Raw genomic sequence first — 20,384 nt, forward strand, 5'->3', positions numbered from 1 at the left:
AGGTCACACCCGTTCCCATACCGAACACGGAAGTTAAGCTCTTTAGCGCCGATGGTAGTTGGGGGCTTCCCCCTGTGAGAGTAGGACGTCGCTAGGCACCTAAAAAAGTCGAGGATTTATTCCTCGGCTTTTTTGTTTTATAAAATAAAAATAAAATGATATACTCATTTTAAAATTTACATAAAGAATGGACTAATCCCGACATATCCTCCGAAAAAAACGAGCAAAGCAAACTGTTTGTGGAATGTTTCGAGGGGAGAACACATTTGTGCCCGTAGAAACAAAAACGACTGATAGAATTGACGAACAGGAGAATAGAACGCCATCAAGAGAGATTCTTACAACTTGCTGGAATGTCTAAAAATAGGAAGATGCAGGCGCTAGAACAGGCGATGCTTCACATTGTATATTGCCTCAACATTTGATATATCCATCACTTATTGCTCAAAGAGTAAAGTCGGACGAGCTTTATTAGCGAATTTTAAATTGAAATTAGATCTATCACACATATCATGCTTTAATAAGGGGGAATTAAAAATGAGGCGTAACATTTTTTCTGCTTTATCAATATTTTCCTTAATAATTACACTCTTTATGTTTGGCTATGATTCATCAAAATGGTATGGTAGTTTTTTTAATTACCTTTATGATCTAAGTATATTTACGCCATTTGTGTTAGGAGGATTAGGAATAATTAGTGCAATTTTGGGTATTAAAGGCGATATTCGTATAGTTTTGATTGTACTCAATGCTTTTTTAATGTTCCTGTTCCTAGGTGCATATTTAATTGGAATCTACGGATTTCAAAATCCTTAATAAAGAACTGCAGTTTATTTTTCTGCAGTTCTTTTAATTGTCTGCGAGTAGTAACAATAATTCCTTTTTAATAGCTGGTCACGAAAAGTTGAGAATGATATTTATTAAGTAAAGGGTGACTTTTTGGGGAATAGCGTCATAGATGAGACCCTGGAGCGAGCAAGTTGAGGAAAGAAGGCTAAAAATATCACATCCAATAATTACGCCTTCGTGACTAACATCGTGCCGCTGTCGTTACATTGCACTTACGCTTTCGCATAAAAAACAATTGCTTGCCCAAGCGGCTATCGGACGCCCTTTAGGAAAAGAATGAAAATCAACTTCGAAGAGCATTTTATTAATACTCATACATACTAAAGGAACAAACTAAAGGTATAATGGAATTCATACAAGGGAAAATAATTGGAAACAAGATTGAAAGGAAGAAAGATTTGGGGAAAAAACAAATTTGGTATGAAGTAGAAGAAAACGAGTCAATTGAAGATTGTTTGGCAAGAATGCGTCGAGATGGTTATATGGCAGTGGGAAGAAAAGAAGAACCGATTTTTCACGTAGTCAATGGAGAACCAACGTATTTACGTCAAAAAATACAATTTAAAGCGATGTTATGGCAAGATTCCGAGTGATTTTTGCTTAAATCCGAACGTTTACAAATGGCTAAAATAAAATGTTCGCATTTTTGGTTGACTACAATGAAATGACTTGTTAAAATATGAGAAGGAAAAACAAATAAATCCCACATATATGCTAGAGGATTGGCTCTAGTGTCTCTACCCGGCACCGTAAATGCTGGACTATGCGGGAAAGCACTTTTGGCATGTTACGGGAAGGTTTATGTGCAGAAATGTCCATTTGCATATTCTTTTCATAATAAGTCCTCAAGTAAACTGCTTTCACGTGTATGGTAGAGAGTAGTTTATTTGAGGATTTTCTTTGTTATGAAAAAGAAAAAGTAAAGAATTGTAGTAGCTATAAAATATTTGATCATTTTTCTAACGTTAAAAAGGAGCGACAATCATGAATCCGAAAATCGGTGTCATTATGGGGAGTTCAAGTGACTGGGAAACAATGAAATATGCATGTGATATTTTAGATGAATTACAGGTACCGTACGAGAAAAAAGTAGTGTCTGCACATCGTACTCCTGATTTAATGTTTGAGTATGCACAATCAGCACGTGAGCGAGGTATTCAAGTAATTATTGCTGGTGCAGGTGGAGCTGCGCATTTACCTGGAATGGTAGCAGCTAAAACAACGTTACCGGTCATCGGTGTACCTGTACAATCACGTGCTCTTAACGGTCTTGATTCATTATTATCAATCGTTCAAATGCCTGGCGGTGTACCTGTAGCAACAGTAGCGATTGGCAAAGCGGGAGCGACGAATGCAGGCTTGCTAGCAGCGCAAATTTTATCGACAACAGATACAGAGCTGGCTAATAAACTTGATGCTAGACGTGAAGCCACGAAGCAACAAGTACTGGAAAGCACAGGTGACTTAGTGTGACAAAGATAATTTATCCCGGGCAGACGATAGGCATTATCGGAGGAGGTCAGCTTGGCCGAATGATGGCACTTGCTGCTAAAGAAGCAGGCTTTAAAATCGCCGTTCTTGAACCATCAATGGATTCACCAGGTGGACAGGTTGCGGATGTTCGTATTGTAGCCCCATATGATGATGAGTCAGCTTTAGAAGAACTTGCAGAGGTAAGTGACGTTATAACGTATGAATTTGAAAATATCGATTATGAAGGCTTAAAACGTTTAACACAAATGGCTTACGTCCCACAAGGAGCAGAGCTAGTACGCATCACACAAGACCGTGTGACTGAAAAAGAAGCGATAGTGAACGCAGGTTGTCCAGTAGCCCCTTATTTGGTTGTAAATACATATGAAGAATTACTAGCCAATATTGATAGGATTAGTTATCCTTGTATAGTCAAAACAGCAAGAGGTGGCTATGATGGCAAGGGGCAGCAGCTTTTAAAATCTACAGAAGACCTACCATTAGCAAAAGGGCTTTTCTCCCATTCACAATGTATTGTTGAGGGATTTGTACCTTTCGTTAAAGAGGTGTCTGTCATTGTTCAAAGAAACGGGAATGGTGAATCATATTGTCAGCCAGTTGGAGAAAATATTCATGTTCATCAAATTTTACATGAAACGATCGTACCAGCTCGTATAAAAGAGGAAACATCTTTGTCTGCAGAACGAGAAGCCTTGAAAATTGCTGATTATCTAAATTTAGTAGGGACATTAGCTGTAGAAATGTTTGTATTAGAAGACGGCGGAATCGTTATAAATGAATTAGCACCAAGACCTCATAATTCAGGTCACTATTCTATAGAAGCATGTAACGTTTCACAGTTCCATCAGCATATACGTGCAGTTTGTGGTTGGCCATTATGTAAACCACAACTTTGGGCACCATCTATTATGGTAAATGTTTTAGGGCAGCATGTCATGCCACTTAGTAACTCAATTGCTAAATATCCTGAATGGTCTATACATCTTTATGGGAAAGCTGAAGCTAAGGTGAACCGTAAGATGGGCCACGTAACGATTATGACAAAAAACTTAGAAGAAACACTACAACAAATCGAGAGTTCTGGCATTTGGTCAGAATAGAAGGAGAAACGCAATGATCGAACGTTACACAAGACCCGAAATGGGCGCAATTTGGACAGAACAAAATAAATATCAAGCTTGGTTAGAAGTTGAAATTTTAGCATGTGAGGCTTGGGCAGAAATTGGAGACATCCCAAAAGAGGATGTAGCTAAAATTCGTGAAAATGCTTCATTTGATGTTAATCGTATTTTAGAGATTGAGAAAGAAACACGTCATGATGTTGTAGCATTTACTCGTGCCGTTTCTGAGACTCTTGGTGAAGAGCGAAAATGGGTGCACTATGGTTTAACTTCTACGGACGTAGTTGATACAGCTCTTTCTTATTTAATTAAACAAGCGAATGATATTTTACGCAAAGACATCGTGAATTTCATTGATATTATTGCAGCGAAAGCGAAAGAGTATAAGCATACGGTCATGATGGGACGTACACATGGTGTTCATGCTGAGCCAACAACTTTCGGTTTAAAATTAGCTTTATGGTATGAAGAAATGAAGCGTAACTTAGAACGCTTTGAAGCAGCAGCAAAAGTAATTGAAACAGGAAAAATGTCTGGTGCAGTTGGAACATATGCCAATATTGATCCTAAAGTAGAGCAATATGTATGCGATAAATTAGGACTTACAGCATCACCTATTTCAACTCAAACATTACAACGTGATCGTCATGCTCAATATTTAGGTGCGTTGGCATTAATCGCAACATCAATAGAGAAATTTGCAACAGAGATTCGCGGCTTGCAAAAATCTGAAACACGTGAAGTTGAGGAAGGATTTGCAAAAGGACAAAAAGGCTCATCAGCAATGCCTCATAAACGTAATCCAATCGGGTCTGAAAACATGGTTGGTATGTCACGTTTAATGCGTGGCTATATGGTAACGGCTTATGAAAACGTAGCATTATGGCATGAGCGTGATATTTCACATTCATCTGCAGAGCGTGTTATTTTACCGGATGCAACGATTACACTTAATTATATGTTAAATCGCTTCGGTAACATTGTGAAAAACTTAACAGTATTCCCTGAAAACATGAAACGTAATATGGGTCGCACTTTTGGTCTAATTTACTCTCAACGTATCTTATTAGCACTGATCGATAAAGGGTTAGTGCGTGAGGAAGCATATGATACAGTACAACCTTTAGCGATGCAGGCATGGGACGAGCAAGTTCAGTTCCGTACGTTAGTCGATGCAAGTGAAAAAATTACATCGTATTTAACGAAGGAAGAGCTAGATGATTGCTTCGACTACAACTACCATTTACAGCATGTAGATATGATTTTTGAACGTCTTGGTCTTAACTAACAATCTTCACGCTTTGTTTATCTATGCGAAAGCAAAGCGACAGCTACAATTACGCCAAGGCGAAATGGATTGAGTAGAGTCACTAGCGGATGTTACAGAATTGAATCGTATACGTACGATTCAATTCTGAACAATACGCGTGTATTTCATAATATCAGGGGGAGTAACGAAATGACTAAAGGTCAACTTTTGTATGAAGGTAAAGCAAAAAAATTGTACTCAACAGAGGAGCCTAATGTGTTACTCGTTGAATACAAGGATAGTGCAACAGCGTTTAATGGTGAGAAAAAAGAAGAAATTGAAGGCAAAGGCGTATTAAATAATCGCATTACATCTTTAATTTTCGAAAAATTACAAGCAAACGGAATTGCGTCACATTTCGTAAAACAATTATCTGATACGCAGCAGCTTGTAAAAAAGGTAGATATTATTCCAATTGAAGTCGTAGTTCGCAATATAGCAGCAGGTAGCTTAGCGAAACGTCTTGGCATTGAGGAAGGTACACCATTAAAACGCCCAATCGTTGAATTTTATTATAAAGACGATGAGCTAGGCGATCCGCTCATTTCAACGGAGCATATTGACGTACTTGATCTTGCAACACCTGAGGAAGTGACAGCCATTTATGATGGTGCACTTGTAGTGAACAAAGTTTTACAGCCTATTTTTGCAGATGTCAACGTTACACTAATTGACTTTAAATTAGAGTTTGGACGTGACAATGACGGACATGTGCTACTGGCAGATGAAATATCACCAGATACATGTAGACTTTGGGATGCAACTACAAAGCAAAAGTTAGACAAAGATGTCTTTCGTAGAGACCTTGGTAATTTAACTGAAGTTTATACTATTATACTTTCTAGACTCGGAGGCAAATAACAATGAAAAAAGTTAAAATTTACGTGACATTACGTGAGAGCATTCTTGATCCACAAGGTTCAGCTGTACAAGGTTCTTTAGTGAAAATGGGTTACGCTGAAGTAGAAGATTTACGAATCGGTAAATATCTTGAACTAGCAATTAAAGATACAGAACGTGATATTGATACTCTAGTAAAAGAAATGTGTGAAAAGGTTTTAACTAACGTTGTAATCGAAGACTATCGCTACGAAGTCGAGGAGGCTAACTAATCATGAAATTCGCAGTACTCGTTTTCCCTGGGTCAAACTGTGATATCGATATGTATCATGCGATTAAAGACGAGCTAGGTGAAGAAGTAGAATATGTATGGCATACAGCAACAGATTTAAGTGGCTTTGATGGCATTTTAGTACCAGGAGGCTTCTCATACGGGGATTATCTTCGCTGTGGTGCGATGGCCAACCAATCTAATATTATGGCAGAGGTTAAGAAGGCAGCAGATGCTGGTAAGCCGGTATTGGGCGTATGTAATGGCTTCCAAATCTTAACTGAAGCAGGCTTATTACCTGGCGCATTACTTCGTAACAAAAATTTGAAATTCATGTGCCGTACAATCCAGCTTAAAGTTGAAAACAATAATACATTATTCACAAACCAATATGAGCTAGGTCAAATAATCAATATTCCAATCGCTCACGGTGAAGGTAACTACTACTGTGACGAGGAAACTTTACAACAATTAAAAGATAATAATCAAATCGTGTTCACATATTCAGGCGAAAATCCAAACGGTTCTTTAGAAGATATCGCAGGGATTACAAACGAGCGTGGCAATGTACTAGGGATGATGCCTCACCCAGAGCGAGCTGTTGATGCACTGGTGGGCGGAGCAGACGGTCTAGCAGTATTTAAATCAATTGTGAAGCAGTGGAGGGAAAATCATGTCAACAACTAAGTTTGAGCCAACAGCACAGCAAATTAAAGAGCAAAAGTTATACGCTGGTATGGGGATGTCAGACGAAGAATTTGCAATGGTAGAAGGTATTTTAGGACGTTTACCAAACTGGACAGAGACAGGTCTTTTCTCCGTAATGTGGTCTGAGCACTGCTCATACAAAAATTCAAAACCAGTGTTACGTAAATTCCCTACAAAGGGTCCACAAGTTTTACAAGGTCCAGGTGAAGGTGCTGGTATCGTTGATATTGGTGACGAACAAGCAGTTGTATTTAAAATGGAATCACATAACCACCCATCAGCAATTGAGCCTTATCAAGGTGCTGCTACAGGAGTTGGTGGTATTATCCGTGACGTTTTCTCAATGGGTGCACGTCCAATTGCGATGCTAAACTCACTACGCTTTGGCGAATTAAAATCAGCACGTGGTAAATATTTATTTGAAGAAGTAGTTGCTGGTATCGCAGGTTACGGTAACTGTATCGGGATTCCTACAGTCGGAGGCGAAATTCAATTCGATCCTTGCTATGAAGGCAACCCACTAGTGAATGCAATGTGTGTAGGCTTAATCGACCACAAAGATATTCAACGTGGAATCGCGGCTGGTGTAGGCAATACAGTCATGTATGTGGGTGCTAAAACAGGCCGTGACGGTATCCATGGTGCAACATTTGCATCTGAAGAGTTAACAGAAGAATCTGAGAACCAACGTCCAGCAGTTCAAGTAGGAGATCCATTTATGGAGAAACTTTTACTTGAAGCATGTTTAGAAGTTGTAAAATCTGACGCGCTAGTAGGTATTCAAGATATGGGTGCTGCTGGTCTTACTTCTTCATCAGCAGAAATGGCTTCGAAGGCTGGCTCTGGTGTAGAAATGAACTTAGACTTAGTACCTCAACGTGAGACGGGCATGACAGCATATGAAATGATGCTATCTGAATCTCAGGAGCGTATGCTACTTGTTGTGAAAAAAGGTCGCGAAGATGAAATTAAAGCGATTTTCGAGAAATATGACTTAGATGCTGTGGCAATTGGTCGCGTGACGGATGATAAAATGCTACGCCTATTACATAATGGCGAAGTTGTAGCTGAAGTACCTGCTGATGCACTTGCAGAAGATGCACCAGTTTATCATAAACCATCTGCAGAGCCTGCTTACTATGCTGAGTTCCAAGCGATGGAAAACACAGAGCCAGTAGTAACAGATTACAAAGAAACATTAAATGCACTTTTAAAAGCACCAACAGTTGCTTCAAAAGAGTGGGTTTACGATCAATATGACTATCAAGTACGTACATCAACAGTCGTTGCACCAGGTTCTGATGCGGCCGTTATCCGCGTTCGTGGTACGAACAAAGGATTAGCGATGACTACTGACTGTAACTCTCGTTATATTTTCCTAGATCCAGAAGTAGGCGGTGCCATTGCTGTAGCAGAGGCAGCTCGTAATATCGTGGCAACGGGTGGTACACCATTAGCAATTACTGACTGCTTAAACTTCGGTAATCCTGAGAAACCAGAAATCTTCTGGCAAATTGAAAAATCAGCTGATGGTATTTCAGCCGCTTGTACAGCATTGAATTCACCAGTAATCGGTGGTAACGTCTCTCTTTATAACGAGCGTTCTGGCGAAGCGGTTTATCCAACACCAACAATCGGTATGGTTGGACTAATTGAAGATTTAGCACATGTGACAACTCAAGAAGTAAAGGCTGCTGGTGATGTAGTATTTGTGATCGGCGATACAAAAACTGAGTTCGGTGGTTCGGAGCTTCAAAAATTATTAAATAATGGGGTTATTTCAGGGAAAGCACCAGCTATTGACCTACAGATTGAAGCCGCACGTCAAGAAGCATTGCTTAAAGCGATTAAAGCGGGTATCGTACAATCTGCACATGATGTAGCAGAAGGCGGTCTTGCAGTAGCGCTTGCTGAAACAACATTTGGCGCAAATGGCTTAGGTCTTGATGTAACATTAACAGGCTCTGCTACAACAGCATTATTCAGTGAAACACAATCTCGTTTTGTTGTAACAGTGAAAGAAGAAAATGTAGCTGCATTTGTAGAAATTGTAAAAGACGCAATGAAAATCGGTGTCGTAACAAACGATGCGCTTGTTAAAATCGACGGTGACAACGGTGTGCTTGTAGAAGGTACAGTGGAGGAATTCCGTTCTAATTGGAAAGGAGCAATCCCATGCTTGCTGAACTCAGAGGCTTAAACGAAGAATGTGGGGTGTTTGGTATTTGGGGTAACTCAAATCCAGCTCACCTTAGTTATTACGGGCTTCATGCTCTTCAACACCGTGGCCAAGAAGGCGCTGGGATCGTCGTTTCTGACGGTCAGCATCTTCGCGCGGTGAAAGGCGAAGGACTAGTGAATGATGTTTTCAACGAAGAGAAATTAAAGGCAGTGGACGGAAAAGCAGCAATAGCCCATGTCCGTTATACGACTGCTGGAGGGGGCGGTATTGAAAATGTACAGCCGTTATTATTTCACTCCTCAACTGGTAGCCTTTCAATTGCTCATAACGGTAATTTAGTCAATGCCACGCACTTAAAACAGTATTTAGAGCGTCAAGGTAGTATTTTTCATTCTAGCTCCGATACTGAAGTGCTAGCGCATCTTATTAAGAAAAGCTCACATTCACCATTCCGTGGGAAGGTGAAAAATGCTCTATCTTTATTAAAGGGCGCGTATTCGTTCTTAATTATGACTAAAGATGAAATGCTTGTTGCACGTGATCCACATGGTTTACGTCCATTATCTCTTGGGAAGCTAGGAGATGGCTGGGTTGTAGCTTCTGAAACTTGTGCATTTGATTTAATAGGTGCAGAATTTGTTCGATCTGTTGAACCTGGTGAGTTATTAATTATTAACGATGAGGGTGTAAAATCTGATCGTTTTGTAGAGATGGATAAACGTGCAATGTGCGCGATGGAGTACGTTTATTTAGCACGTCCCGATTCTGATATTGATGGTATAAACGTCCACATGGCTCGTAAACGTATGGGCAAACAGCTTGCCCGAGAATGTGCACATATTGAAGCTGATGTTGTAACAGGTGTCCCTGATTCAAGTATTTCAGCGGCAATCGGCTTTGCAGAGGAAAGTGGCATTCCATATGAGCTAGGTCTTATTAAAAATCGATATGTAGGTCGTACATTTATCCAACCAACACAGGAATTACGTGAACGCGGTGTGAAAATGAAGCTTTCTCCTGTTGTTCAAGTCGTAAAAGATAAACGTGTAGTGATGGTGGACGATTCAATCGTTCGCGGTACAACTTCAAGACGTATTGTAAAAATGTTAAAAGATGCAGGGGCGGCAGAAGTACATGTTGTCATTTCTTCACCACCGATGACGGATCCTTGCTATTACGGTATCGATACTTCCACACATGAAGAATTGATTGCGTCTAGCCACAATGTAGATGAAATCCGTGATGCTATAGGAGCTGATTCCCTAACATTCCTTTCTGTTGAAGGTATGGTGGAGACGATTGCAAGACCATATGAAGATGAAAACCGTGGATTATGCCTAGCGTGCTTTACAGGTAAATATCCAACAGAAATTTTCCCAGATACAATCTTACCACATGAAAAAGAACTATTACGTTAAGAAAAACATCTAAACACGTCTAGCTATAAATGACAAAATCTAGATTCAGATTGTGCCAAGGCGATTTGGATGATAAGGAGGAACTCTGCGTGTCAAAAGCATATGAACAAGCAGGTGTAAATATAGAAGCAGGCTACGAAGCCGTAAAACGAATGAAGTCTCACGTTGAACGAACAAACCGTCTAGGTGTGATGGGTACGTTTGGTGGTTTTGGCGGTATGTTTGACTTGTCAGAACTAAATCTTAAGGAACCTGTTCTTATTTCAGGTACAGATGGCGTTGGGACAAAACTAAAGCTAGCGTTTATGGTGGACAAGCACGACACGATTGGTGTGGACTGTGTAGCGATGTGTGTCAATGATATCGTAGCGCAAGGGGCTGAACCATTGTACTTTTTAGATTATGTAGCCCTTGGCAAGGCAGAGCCAGCGAAAATTGAGCAAATCGTAAAGGGCGTTGCAGATGGCTGTGTGCAATCTGGTGCGGCATTAATCGGTGGAGAAACTGCAGAGATGCCAGGTCTTTACGAAGAAGATGAGTATGACTTAGCTGGTTTTGCGGTAGGAGCTTGTGAAAAATCAGCTATCGTAACAGGTGAGAAAATCGTAGAGGGTGACGTGCTTGTTGGTATTGCTTCAAGTGGGGTGCATTCAAACGGTTACTCATTAGTGCGAAAAATTGTTTTTGCAGATAATCATTACGCTGTTGATTCGATTGTGGAAGGCTACGAGGATCTTGGTCCTATAGGGGAAGCCTTGTTAGTGCCAACAAAATTATATGCAAGACCTGTACTTGGAGCTTTAAAAGTAGCAGACGTTCATGGCTGTGCCCATGTAACTGGCGGTGGTTTTTATGAAAACCTACCACGTATGATGCCAGAAGGTTTAGCAACTGAAATTAACTTAGGTTCTTGGCCTGTCTTACGTATTTTTGAGTTTTTAAAAGAAAAAGGCCAGTTAGAGGACAAGGATTTATATAATGTCTTTAACATGGGGATTGGCTTCGTATTAGCTGTACCTGCAGATGAAGTAGATAAAGTACTTGCTACAGTAGAAGCAAATGGTGAAAAAGCATACAAAATCGGTCGCGTTGTGAAAGGCGAGGGTGTTGTATTCAATGGCTCACATGATGGGAGTTTAGTGTAATGACTGCACCAACTAAAATTGCCGTTTTTGCTTCAGGTAGCGGCAGTAACTTTCAAGCTATTCAAGAGGCAATTGAACGTGGTGAACTACATGCAAAGATCGAACTTGTTGTCACAGACAAGCCTAGCGCATTTGTAGTGACACGTGCTGAGAACTATAGTATTCCGGTGCTAGCTTTAAGTCCGAAAGAGTTTTCTTCAAAAGCAGATTATGAGACGGCAATTATCGAGGCACTCCATAACTGTCATGTAGAATGGATTGTGCTTGCAGGTTATATGCGCTTAATTAGTGAAGTATTACTAACTGCATACCCACAGCGCATCGTGAATATTCACCCTTCACTATTACCGGCTTTCCCTGGTAAAGATGCTATTGGTCAAGCGATGGAACACGGAGTCAAAATAACAGGTGTAACCGTCCATTTTGTTGATGAAGGTATGGACACGGGACCTATTATTGCCCAATCGGCAGTTCAAGTTGTTGAAGGTGACCGTGAGGCAACAGAAGCGGCAATTCATCGGGAAGAGCATGTACTCTATACAAAAGCTTTAGAGCAACTATTAAAGTAATAGATTGATGAGAGAGTTAGGTATTGTCTAATCAAAACCTAACTCTGTCCGACAATAGCAAGACATATTCGTGGCTAACACGATAAAATTGGTTCATCACCAAAAGATGTGGATGACTTTTGTTAAAACGTCTACTATGTAAATAAGTTGATTGGAGTGGAGGCTGGGCGACTCCTTGGGGATCAGCGATAGAACGAAGGCTAAAAGCATCACATCCTGTGAGAACGCCTTCGTGACGAACATCGTGCTGCTGCCGCTACGTTGCACTCACGCTTTCGCGCAAAAGACATCTGTTGGCCCGAGGCCCTGGAGCGAGCAAAGCGGCTCAACGGACGCCCCCAGGAAGCTCTGCTCTGCGCGAAAGCGAAGCGTCAGCGGCAAATGTTTTATCTGCGCGAAAGCGGAGCGGCGCAACAAAGCGCCCAGACTGAACGGAAATCAACTACACAATTATGGTGATGATCCTAAAAATTAGGAGGATTTCGTTGTGACAAAACGTGCATTAATCAGTGTTTCCAATAAAGATGGTATTTTAGAATTTGCAAAGGAACTAGTAGCATTAGGTTATGAAATTTTATCAACTGGTGGTACGAAAAAAATGTTACAAGACAATAATGTTGCCGTAACAGCAGTAGATGAAGTAACTAAATTCCCGGAAATTTTAGATGGTCGTGTAAAAACTTTAAATCCAATGATTCACGGTGGACTATTAGGAAAGTTTGACGATGCTTCTCATCAAGCACAAATGAATGAGCATGGAATTGAGCCAATTGAGATTGTTTGTGTCAATCTTTACCCGTTTGTTGAAACAATTTCAAAGCCTAATGTAACATGGGATGACGCTATCGAAAATATTGATATCGGTGGTCCAACAATGTTACGTTCTGCAGCAAAAAACCATCAATATGTAACAGTAATTGTGGATAGCAATGACTATGCGAACGTATTAGAGGAGCTTAAAGCTAATGGTGCAACGACAATTGAAACACGTCGTAAGTTAGCTGCAAAAGTTTTCCGTCACACAGCCGCTTATGATTCATATATATCAAACTACTTAACAGAAGAAGAGTTCCCAGAGAGCTTAACAATGACATATGAATTAAAACAAAACTTACGCTATGGTGAAAATCCTCATCAAAAAGCAGCGTTCTATCAAAAACGACTAGGCTCAGATTTTTCATTAGCTTATGCTACGCAATTACATGGTAAAGAATTATCATACAACAATATTCAAGACGGGAATGCTGCGTTGCAAATTGTCAAAGAGTTTGAAATGCCTGCAGCAGTAGCTGTAAAGCACATGAACCCTTGTGGTGTTGGAACGGGCGCAACATTAGAGGAAGCGTTTGATAAAGCGTATGAAGCAGATCCAACATCTATTTTCGGTGGTATTATTGCTTTAAATATGGAAGTAGACGCAGCAACTGCTGAAAAATTAAGCCATATCTTTTTAGAAATTATCATTGCGCCTGCTTTCTCTCAAGAAGCACTTGATATTTTAACGAAGAAGAAAAATATTCGCTTATTAACAATTTCTTTTGAGCAAGCAAAACAAGACAAATTCAATGTTGTATCTGTTGAAGGGGGTCTTCTTGTACAAGAACCAGATCGCCACGGCTTTTCTAATGCAGATATTAAAGTTGTCACAGACCGTGAACCGACAGCACAAGAATGGGAAGCATTACAGCTTGGCTGGGCAGTGGTGAAGCACGTTAAATCTAATGCAATCGTCGTTACAGATTCTCAAATGACACTTGGCGTTGGTGCTGGTCAAATGAACCGTGTTGGCGCAGCTAAAATCGCATTTGAGCAAGCAGGCGAAAAAGCAAAAGGCGCAGCACTCGCTTCAGATGCATTCTTCCCAATGAGCGATACTGTTGAAGCAGCTGCAGCGGCCGGTATTACGGCCATTATTCAACCTGGTGGCTCTATCAAAGATCAGGATTCAATCGATAAGGCAAATGAATACGGCATTGCGATGGTATTCACTGGCGTACGTCATTTCAAGCACTAATATATTCAAAAACTTGACCGAGATGGGCAACATCTCGGTTTTACGCACAAAGAGGAGGATTCTCTAAAATGAAAGTAATGGTCATTGGAAGCGGCGGTCGAGAGCACGCTATCGCCAAACAATTTAGTATGTCACCATCTGTTAGTAAAGTATTTGTAGCACCTGGTAATGATGGCATGAAAAGCGATGCAGAAATCGTTGCTATTGATACTATGGATTTTGCAGGTCTTGCACAATTTGCAAAGGAAAATGCAGTAGATTTAACTTTTGTAGGACCTGAGCAACCACTTGCAGAAGGCATAGTGGATTTCTTTACTGCTATTGGTTTACGAGTATTTGGTCCAACAAAGGCAGCAGCACAAATCGAAAGCAGTAAATCATATGCGAAAGAAATTATGAATAAATACAATATCCCAACTGCTGCCCATGAAACGTTTACTGAAGCTGCCAAGGCTATTACATATATTAAAGAGCAAGGTGCACCAATCGTTATCAAAGCAGACGGCTTGGCGGCTGGTAAAGGTGTTATTGTAGCAATGACCGAAGATGAAGCAATTGAAGCTGTAGAGGATATGATTGGGAACCAACGTTTTGGTGAATCCTCTTCTCGAGTTGTCATTGAAGAATTCTTAGACGGTGAAGAATTTTCCTTTATGTCCTTTGTCCATAAAGGCCAGATTTATCCAATGGTGATTGCTCAAGACCATAAACGTGCTTATGATGGCGATGAAGGACCAAATACAGGGGGGATGGGAGCTTATTCGCCAGTACCTCAAATCTCTCAAGAAGTAGTAGATGATGCATATAAAACGATTGTTGAACCGACCGTGAAAGGTATGGAGGCAGATGGTGTATCGTTTACCGGTATTTTATATGCAGGTTTGATATTAACGAAAGATGGTCCTAAAGTGATTGAGTTTAATGCACGCTTTGGAGATCCTGAAACGCAAGTAGTTTTACCACGTATGGCATCCGATTTTGGCGCATTTATGACTGCATTGATGGATGAAAAGCCATTTGATTTGCAATGGTCTGAAGAAGCAATGCTAGGTGTAGTAATCGCCGCTGAAGGCTATCCAGGGGATGTTGAAAAAGGAAATGCATTACCAAATCTAGAAGCCCTATCAGCTTCACACGCGGTATTCCATGCAGGTACAAAGCTTGTAGATGAGAACTTTGTTGGTAATGGTGGCCGAGTTTTATTAGTTGGAGCAAAGGCATCTACTTTACAAGAAGCACAAGAAATAGTATACGCAGGCATTGCAACTGAAAAATGGGACAATTTCTTCTACCGCAAAGATATCGGCTGGCGCACTTTTAAGTAGTAGTTGTGTGACAAAAGTTAGAGACGACATTTGTTAAAACATTTGCTATGTATATAAGTTGATTGGAGTGGAGGCTGGGCGACTCCTTGGGGATCAGCGTTTCAGATGAGACCCTGCAGCGAAGCGAAGCGGCTCATCGAACGCCCCCAGGAAAGCGCCCAGCCGGAACGGAAATCAACCCCTCGCTATGGTGATGGTCACTAAATTAAATATTTTAATCATGCAGTGAAACTTCTTATTGTTTTCAAACGTATGAATGAAAAGGGTGAGAGCCGTCTCAACAATACAGTTGAGACGGCTCCTTTGACTAAGAAGGATTTTGTGCTTTAGTTGTAGAATTTTTACTTTCTGAGGAATGTTGATTTGAAGTGCTGGAGTCAGATTGCTTTGATGCTGTTGCGTTTGATCCTGACGTATTTCCAGAAATAGCAGAGGAGAAATCCTTCATGAGTTTATCGATTTGTTCAGATGACATAGAATTTTGGCCGCTGAACATACTTTGCATAGAAGAGTTGCTGGTGCTATTGTTGTTGCTGTTGCCCATAGCACTCTCCAGGCTAGAACCCAGTAAAGCTTTGGTTGGGCAATACTTAAAGATACCTTCAGCCATTTTCAAGGCACCAAATGCAATCATCAATCGACCTTTCGTACATTCAGGATTTCTTGAGATTTTAGCGATACCGAATGCCGTTAAACCTGCCCCCATGGCAAAGCGACAAAAGGCATTTTTTTCGCTTAAATTTGATTCTTGCATCATAATATTTCCTCCTTTAGTCATTGTGGGAAAAATAAAGCGGGGTGCACTTTGTTTTATGAAAGTGCTGTGTTACGATTGAAACAAGATGATTGCATAAAGCATTAATTTTATGAAAAATTGCGTTTATGCAGTAGTAGTATGTGATTTCGCGTAGGATTTACACAATGAAATTTTACGTAATTTAGGAAGGGGCGAATAGAATGGATCCAGTATGGAAAATTACAGAATTACGTCAGCAATTAGCAGTAATTGATGGAAAAAAAGCACCGGATATTGTATTAACAAATGCACGTTATTTACATAGCATGCTCAAAAAATGGATAGTAGGGAACATTTGGATTTTAGGAGATCGTATTGTCTATGCTGGTGATAGAATGCCTCCGTTATTAGAAGGGACAGAAGTGGTTGATTGTACGAATAAAACAATTGTACCGGGATATATTGAGCCGCATGTTCATCCGTTCCAGTTATACCATCCGCAATCCTTTGCTGATTTTTGTGGACAGCTAGGTACTACAACTTTTATTTCAGATAATTTAAGCTTCGTTTTATCTTTAGAAAATAAGAAAGCGTTTTCAATATTAGATGATTTGAAAAAGCTACCGTTTTCATTTTATTGGTGGACTCGTTTTGATTCGCAAACTGAAATGGAACAGGAGGAAGAGATTTTTTCTAATACGTCCATTTTAGAATGGCTAGAACGTGATGATGTGTTACTTGGAGGAGAATTAACGGGCTGGCCAAGATTGTTACATGGGGATGACCAAATGCTCTATCGTATGCAAATGGCTAAGGGCTACGGGAAAAAAATAGAAGGGCATTTCCCTGGAGCATCGGAACGAACTTTAGCACGAATGAAGCTACTTGGTGCAGATGGTGATCATGAAGCTATGACAGTGGAAGAGGTAGAGCGACGTATTATGCAAGGATATGCTGTAACGCTACGTCATTCTTCAATACGCCCAGACCTACCTAATTTATTAAAGGGAATAGTTGAAAAAGAGCTACCTATTTTTGATCATTTAATGATGACAACAGATGGCTCACCACCTTCTTTCCATGAGGATGGTGTGATGGATAAATGTATTCAAGTAGCTTTAGATGCAGGTGTAGCACCGCTAGATGCTTATCAAATGGCTTCTTATAATGTTGCACGTTATTATAATATGTCCAACTTACATGGCTTTATCGCAACGGGTCGATTTGCTTCCCTAAATATTTTACAAGATGAATGGCACCCAGTTCCTGAAAGTGTATTATCGAAGGGTGTTTGGTTAAAACGTGATGGTATACAAGTGCAGAAACTTGCGACAATTGATTATTCAGCGTTACCTGCATTTAACTTAGATTTTTCATTAACGTCTCATGATTTTCAATTCTCGATGCCGTTTGGAATTGAGTTAGTCAATGATGTTATTACGAAACCATATAACTCATTCATTACTAGAGAAGGGCAGCTTGCAGATCATGATGAATGTTATTTAATGCTTTTGAATAGAGACGGTAATTGGCATGTTAACACGATGATTAAAGGTTTTGCTACTAGTGTTCAAGGGTTTGCCTCTTCTTATTCGAATACAGGCGATATTTTACTGATTGGAAAAAATAAAGACGATATGATTAAAGCCTTTGAGGAAATGAAGGCAATGCGTGGTGGTATTGTCCTCGTTGAAAAAGGCGAGGTAATTGCTGCTGTTCCTTTAACAATTGGCGGTCTTTTATATGATGGAGATGTAAAGGAGCTAGCAGAAAAAGAGAAGTGCTTAAAACAAGCATTAGCGGAACGTGGTTACCACTTAGGGGACGCAATTTACTCTTTACTATTCTTACAATCGACACATTTACCATATATCCGTATTACGCCAAAAGGGATTTTTGATGTTATGAAGAATAAGTTATTATTACCAGCAGTGATGCGTTAATTGAAGTTTCCCTATGGTAGATGTAATTGATAAAAGGAGAGTAATGCTTGTGTTCAAATCGAAGAAATTATTTATCGCAATGGCTTTTAGTACCTTACTGATAGGAGGATGTTCAAAAGATTCGTCGGAAGGAAAGAATGATGATACGAGCAAAGTTGACGATGGAACTGCTATTGAAGAGCCAGTTAAAGAAGACGCTTTTGTTGCACCGCTAACAGGTGAAGCTGTGAAGGAAGAAATTACGCAGCGTCCAATAATTGTTACAGTTAATAATCACCCGAAAGCACGTCCACAATCAGGGATAGAAGCAGCAGATATCGTTTATGAAATGCTAGCAGAAGGCAATGTTACACGTTTATTAGCAGTTTATCAAAGTGAACTGCCAGAAAATGTAGGGCCTGTTCGTAGTGCTCGATCTTATTTTGTAGATCTTGCGAAAGGCTATGGTGCATTTTACGTAGCACATGGTTATAGCCCGGAGGCCAAATCGATGCTTACTAATAATGTAGTCGACAATATAAATGGTATGGATTATGATGGCACACTTTTTAAACGTTCAAAAGACCGTGTTGCCCCACACAACTCGTATATTACGTCTGAAAGTATATTAAATGGTGCGAAAAAAGTGGGCGCTTCAATGAGTTACCATGAAAAAGTACATGAGGCTTTTTATGAACCCGATGAACGTGGTAAAATAGGCAATGAAACAAGTCGAGTTGACATTTACTACGGAAATAGTGAGTATTTCCATAATTCGTATTTGTATGATAAGCAAAGTAATCGTTATGGACGACAATCGGCTGGCGTTGACACAAAGGATATGTTAACAGGCGACACATTATCATTTTCAAATGTGCTATTTTTTGAAATGAAACATCGAACGATTGATAATGAGGGGCGCCAAGAAATTGATTTAACTTCTGGTGGAAATGCGTATGTATTTCAAAATGGCAATATGAGAGAAGTCAAATGGGCTAATATTGATGGAATACCAATGGCTGTAGAAGAGTCTGGGGAGCTTGTGAAGCTAGTACCAGGGAAGTCTTGGGTAAATTTCGTACCAACTTCACCAGGGTTACAAGCAATGGTGAAAACGCAGCCTTAAAGGGAGGAAGATTGCATGCAAATCGAAAAAATTCGAGGGCATCAAACAGATCAATTATTTAAAGCAGTGTTAGAGCTGAAAGACATCGAAGAATGTTATAAATTTTTTGATGATTTATGTACGATTAGTGAAATTCAATCGCTGGCACAACGCTTTGAGGTCGCGCATTTACTACGTTTAAAGAAAACCTACGAATCTATTAAGAAGGAAACAGGTGCAAGTACAGCAACTATTTCACGTGTACGTCGTTGCTTTGATTACGGGAATGATACATATGATGAAATGTTAGGTCGTTTGTATCCAGATGAAAAGCCGTTTCAAGCACCAAAAGAATAGTAGGTAAAAGGGCTGGGTAGATACCCAGTCTTTTTCATTTTTTTGTAGACAGTCATAAGCTATACTTGTAAACGAATAGATAGAAAATGATAGGTGGTAAAATAGATGGATTATTTAGAATGGAGACATGTGTTCAAGCTTGACCCAGCTAAAGATATTTCAGATGAGGCACTAGAAAAAATTTGTGAATCAGGTACAGATGTTATTGTAGTTGGCGGAACAGACGGTGTAACTTTAGATGGTGTATTAGATTTACTTGTTCGTGTAAGACGTTTTGAAGTGCCAATAGCGCTTGAAATTTCTGCGATTGATTCAGTAACTCCAGGCTATGACTATTATTTCATTCCAACCGTGTTGAATAGTGATGATCCAAAGTGGATTAAAAATTTACACCATGAAGCAATTAAAGAATATGGAGATATTATGGTATGGGATGAATTAGTCGCTGAAGGTTATTGTATTTTAAACCCGAATTGTAAAGTAGCTGAAGTAACGAATGCGAAAACGGATTTATCCATTGATGATGTTGTTGCTTACGCACGTATGGCTGAAAATTTCTTTAGACTACCTGTATTTTATGTAGAGTATAGCGGTACTTATGGCAATATTGAGGTTGTAAGTGCTGTGAAAAATGAACTGAAAAATACGCGACTGTTTTACGGTGGCGGCATTACATCTGCTCAACAAGCAGCAGAAATGGCAAAATATGCAGATACAGTAGTAGTTGGTAATATTATATACGAAGATTTAAAAGCTGCACTTGCGACTGTTAAGGCTGTAAAAAATACGATATAATTTAGCTTTTTCAGCAGGTGTCTAAACACCTGCTAAAAGAAGTTAAAGCCTCCGGCGGATGTCACGGGATCGGAAAGGAGTTCTTAGAGGATGTTAGCCTAAAATCATCGCATCCATGCGATAACGGCTAACTGACCTGCATCGTGCAGGCCTAAGCACAAAGCCGATTCCGGACGCAATTATGCCGAGGCATAATTGATAAATAAACGTTTGTAAGGCGGTGC

General features: G+C 40.0%; 19 protein-coding genes, 1 rRNA gene and 1 riboswitch. Of the genes, 19 read left to right on the plus strand and 1 reads right to left on the minus strand.

All coding sequences use genetic code 11. The annotated features are described in order from the left end of the window. The 15 genes from rrf to purD form a co-directional block, all read left to right on the plus strand. Positions 1-97, plus strand: a 5S ribosomal RNA gene (gene rrf, locus PVA17_RS13740); the annotation flags it as partial. Between the two features lie 440 nt (positions 98-537). After that, positions 538-816, plus strand: a complete 279-nt coding sequence (locus tag PVA17_RS13745) for a hypothetical protein (RefSeq protein ID WP_132363504.1) — start codon at positions 538-540, stop codon at positions 814-816. 431 nt (positions 817-1,247) lie between these two features. Next, positions 1,248-1,442 (plus strand): NETI motif-containing protein, encoded by a 195-nt coding sequence (locus PVA17_RS13750; RefSeq protein ID WP_132363502.1) that lies wholly within the window; start codon positions 1,248-1,250, stop codon positions 1,440-1,442. Between the two features lie 92 nt (positions 1,443-1,534). Beyond that, positions 1,535-1,633: riboswitch (purine riboswitch) on the plus strand. Positions 1,634-1,833: 200 nt separating this feature from the next. Next, a complete protein-coding gene (gene purE / locus PVA17_RS13755; RefSeq protein WP_132363500.1) occupies positions 1,834-2,322 on the plus strand; it encodes a 5-(carboxyamino)imidazole ribonucleotide mutase in 489 nt (162 codons plus the stop codon). Then, positions 2,319-3,443, plus strand: coding sequence for a 5-(carboxyamino)imidazole ribonucleotide synthase (gene purK / locus PVA17_RS13760; protein ID WP_132363498.1), 1,125 nt, complete (start codon positions 2,319-2,321; stop codon positions 3,441-3,443). Before purE ends, purK begins: the two co-directional genes overlap by 4 nt. A gap of 13 nt (positions 3,444-3,456) precedes the next feature. Further along, entirely contained in the window at positions 3,457-4,752 is a 1,296-nt protein-coding gene (gene purB / locus PVA17_RS13765; protein WP_274068012.1) for an adenylosuccinate lyase, read from the plus strand. Between the two features lie 171 nt (positions 4,753-4,923). Next, the gene (gene purC, locus PVA17_RS13770) at positions 4,924-5,634 is read left to right on the plus strand and encodes a phosphoribosylaminoimidazolesuccinocarboxamide synthase (RefSeq protein ID WP_274068013.1); all 711 of its coding nucleotides are present in this window, start codon (positions 4,924-4,926) and stop codon (positions 5,632-5,634) included. A 2-nt stretch (positions 5,635-5,636) separates the two neighbouring features. Next, complete coding sequence (gene purS / locus PVA17_RS13775) at positions 5,637-5,885, plus strand: phosphoribosylformylglycinamidine synthase subunit PurS (RefSeq protein WP_079562648.1); 249 nt, start codon at positions 5,637-5,639, stop codon at positions 5,883-5,885. Between the two features lie 2 nt (positions 5,886-5,887). Continuing rightward, positions 5,888-6,571 (plus strand): phosphoribosylformylglycinamidine synthase subunit PurQ, encoded by a 684-nt coding sequence (purQ, locus tag PVA17_RS13780; protein WP_132363492.1) that lies wholly within the window; start codon positions 5,888-5,890, stop codon positions 6,569-6,571. Then, entirely contained in the window at positions 6,558-8,792 is a 2,235-nt protein-coding gene (purL, locus tag PVA17_RS13785) for a phosphoribosylformylglycinamidine synthase subunit PurL (RefSeq protein ID WP_248717221.1), read from the plus strand. The genes purQ and purL overlap by 14 nt, the downstream gene beginning before the upstream one ends. Then, on the plus strand, positions 8,768-10,192 hold the full coding sequence (gene purF, locus PVA17_RS13790) for an amidophosphoribosyltransferase (RefSeq protein WP_274068014.1): 1,425 nt from the start codon (positions 8,768-8,770) through the stop codon (positions 10,190-10,192). Before purL ends, purF begins: the two co-directional genes overlap by 25 nt. 89 nt (positions 10,193-10,281) lie before the next feature. Beyond that, positions 10,282-11,337 (plus strand): phosphoribosylformylglycinamidine cyclo-ligase, encoded by a 1,056-nt coding sequence (purM, locus tag PVA17_RS13795; RefSeq protein ID WP_274068015.1) that lies wholly within the window; start codon positions 10,282-10,284, stop codon positions 11,335-11,337. Next, positions 11,337-11,906 (plus strand): phosphoribosylglycinamide formyltransferase, encoded by a 570-nt coding sequence (gene purN / locus PVA17_RS13800; RefSeq protein WP_132363484.1) that lies wholly within the window; start codon positions 11,337-11,339, stop codon positions 11,904-11,906. The genes purM and purN overlap by 1 nt, the downstream gene beginning before the upstream one ends. A 487-nt stretch (positions 11,907-12,393) precedes the next feature. After that, on the plus strand, positions 12,394-13,920 hold the full coding sequence (purH, locus tag PVA17_RS13805; RefSeq protein ID WP_274068016.1) for a bifunctional phosphoribosylaminoimidazolecarboxamide formyltransferase/IMP cyclohydrolase: 1,527 nt from the start codon (positions 12,394-12,396) through the stop codon (positions 13,918-13,920). 68 nt (positions 13,921-13,988) lie between these two features. Further along, positions 13,989-15,245, plus strand: coding sequence for a phosphoribosylamine--glycine ligase (purD, locus tag PVA17_RS13810; protein ID WP_274068017.1), 1,257 nt, complete (start codon positions 13,989-13,991; stop codon positions 15,243-15,245). 307 nt (positions 15,246-15,552) lie between these two features. On the opposite strand, the gene PVA17_RS13815 is transcribed toward purD, so the two are convergent. Further along, positions 15,553-16,002 carry a YgaP-like transmembrane domain gene (locus PVA17_RS13815; RefSeq protein WP_132363478.1) on the minus strand — a complete coding sequence of 150 codons (450 nt, stop codon included), beginning with the start codon at positions 16,000-16,002 and terminating at the stop codon, positions 15,553-15,555. Positions 16,003-16,202: 200 nt separating this feature from the next. On the opposite strand from PVA17_RS13815, the gene PVA17_RS13820 reads away from it, so the two are divergent. From PVA17_RS13820 to pcrB, 4 genes are all read left to right on the plus strand, one after another. Further along, complete coding sequence (locus PVA17_RS13820; RefSeq protein ID WP_274068018.1) at positions 16,203-17,924, plus strand: adenine deaminase C-terminal domain-containing protein; 1,722 nt, start codon at positions 16,203-16,205, stop codon at positions 17,922-17,924. Between the two features lie 49 nt (positions 17,925-17,973). Beyond that, positions 17,974-19,029, plus strand: coding sequence for a DUF3048 domain-containing protein (locus tag PVA17_RS13825; RefSeq protein ID WP_483308024.1), 1,056 nt, complete (start codon positions 17,974-17,976; stop codon positions 19,027-19,029). A 15-nt stretch (positions 19,030-19,044) separates the two neighbouring features. After that, entirely contained in the window at positions 19,045-19,365 is a 321-nt protein-coding gene (locus PVA17_RS13830) for a YerC/YecD family TrpR-related protein (protein WP_004225717.1), read from the plus strand. Positions 19,366-19,470: 105 nt separating this feature from the next. Continuing rightward, complete coding sequence (pcrB, locus tag PVA17_RS13835; RefSeq protein ID WP_274068019.1) at positions 19,471-20,160, plus strand: heptaprenylglyceryl phosphate synthase; 690 nt, start codon at positions 19,471-19,473, stop codon at positions 20,158-20,160. Positions 20,161-20,384 lie beyond the last annotated feature (224 nt).

Source organism: Lysinibacillus sp. CNPSo 3705 (assembly GCF_028674935.1).
Classification (GTDB): domain Bacteria; phylum Bacillota; class Bacilli; order Bacillales_A; family Planococcaceae; genus Lysinibacillus.

Excerpts from the sequence above, each read along its gene's own strand:
- purB (WP_274068012.1), top strand. The coding sequence starts at position 3,457 with ATGATCGAACGTTACACAAGACCCGAAATGGGCGCAATTTGGACAGAA.
- purC (WP_274068013.1), top strand. The coding sequence starts at position 4,924 with ATGACTAAAGGTCAACTTTTGTATGAAGGTAAAGCAAAAAAATTGTAC.
- purF (WP_274068014.1), top strand. The coding sequence starts at position 8,768 with ATGCTTGCTGAACTCAGAGGCTTAAACGAAGAATGTGGGGTGTTTGGT.
- PVA17_RS13745 (WP_132363504.1), top strand. The coding sequence starts at position 538 with ATGAGGCGTAACATTTTTTCTGCTTTATCAATATTTTCCTTAATAATT.
- pcrB (WP_274068019.1), top strand. The coding sequence starts at position 19,471 with ATGGATTATTTAGAATGGAGACATGTGTTCAAGCTTGACCCAGCTAAA.
- purN (WP_132363484.1), top strand. The coding sequence starts at position 11,337 with ATGACTGCACCAACTAAAATTGCCGTTTTTGCTTCAGGTAGCGGCAGT.
- purL (WP_248717221.1), top strand. The coding sequence starts at position 6,558 with ATGTCAACAACTAAGTTTGAGCCAACAGCACAGCAAATTAAAGAGCAA.
- PVA17_RS13815 (WP_132363478.1), bottom strand. The coding sequence starts at position 16,002 with ATGATGCAAGAATCAAATTTAAGCGAAAAAAATGCCTTTTGTCGCTTT.
- purD (WP_274068017.1), top strand. The coding sequence starts at position 13,989 with ATGAAAGTAATGGTCATTGGAAGCGGCGGTCGAGAGCACGCTATCGCC.
- PVA17_RS13820 (WP_274068018.1), top strand. The coding sequence starts at position 16,203 with ATGGATCCAGTATGGAAAATTACAGAATTACGTCAGCAATTAGCAGTA.
- purQ (WP_132363492.1), top strand. The coding sequence starts at position 5,888 with ATGAAATTCGCAGTACTCGTTTTCCCTGGGTCAAACTGTGATATCGAT.
- purE (WP_132363500.1), top strand. The coding sequence starts at position 1,834 with ATGAATCCGAAAATCGGTGTCATTATGGGGAGTTCAAGTGACTGGGAA.
- purS (WP_079562648.1), top strand. The coding sequence starts at position 5,637 with ATGAAAAAAGTTAAAATTTACGTGACATTACGTGAGAGCATTCTTGAT.
- PVA17_RS13830 (WP_004225717.1), top strand. The coding sequence starts at position 19,045 with ATGCAAATCGAAAAAATTCGAGGGCATCAAACAGATCAATTATTTAAA.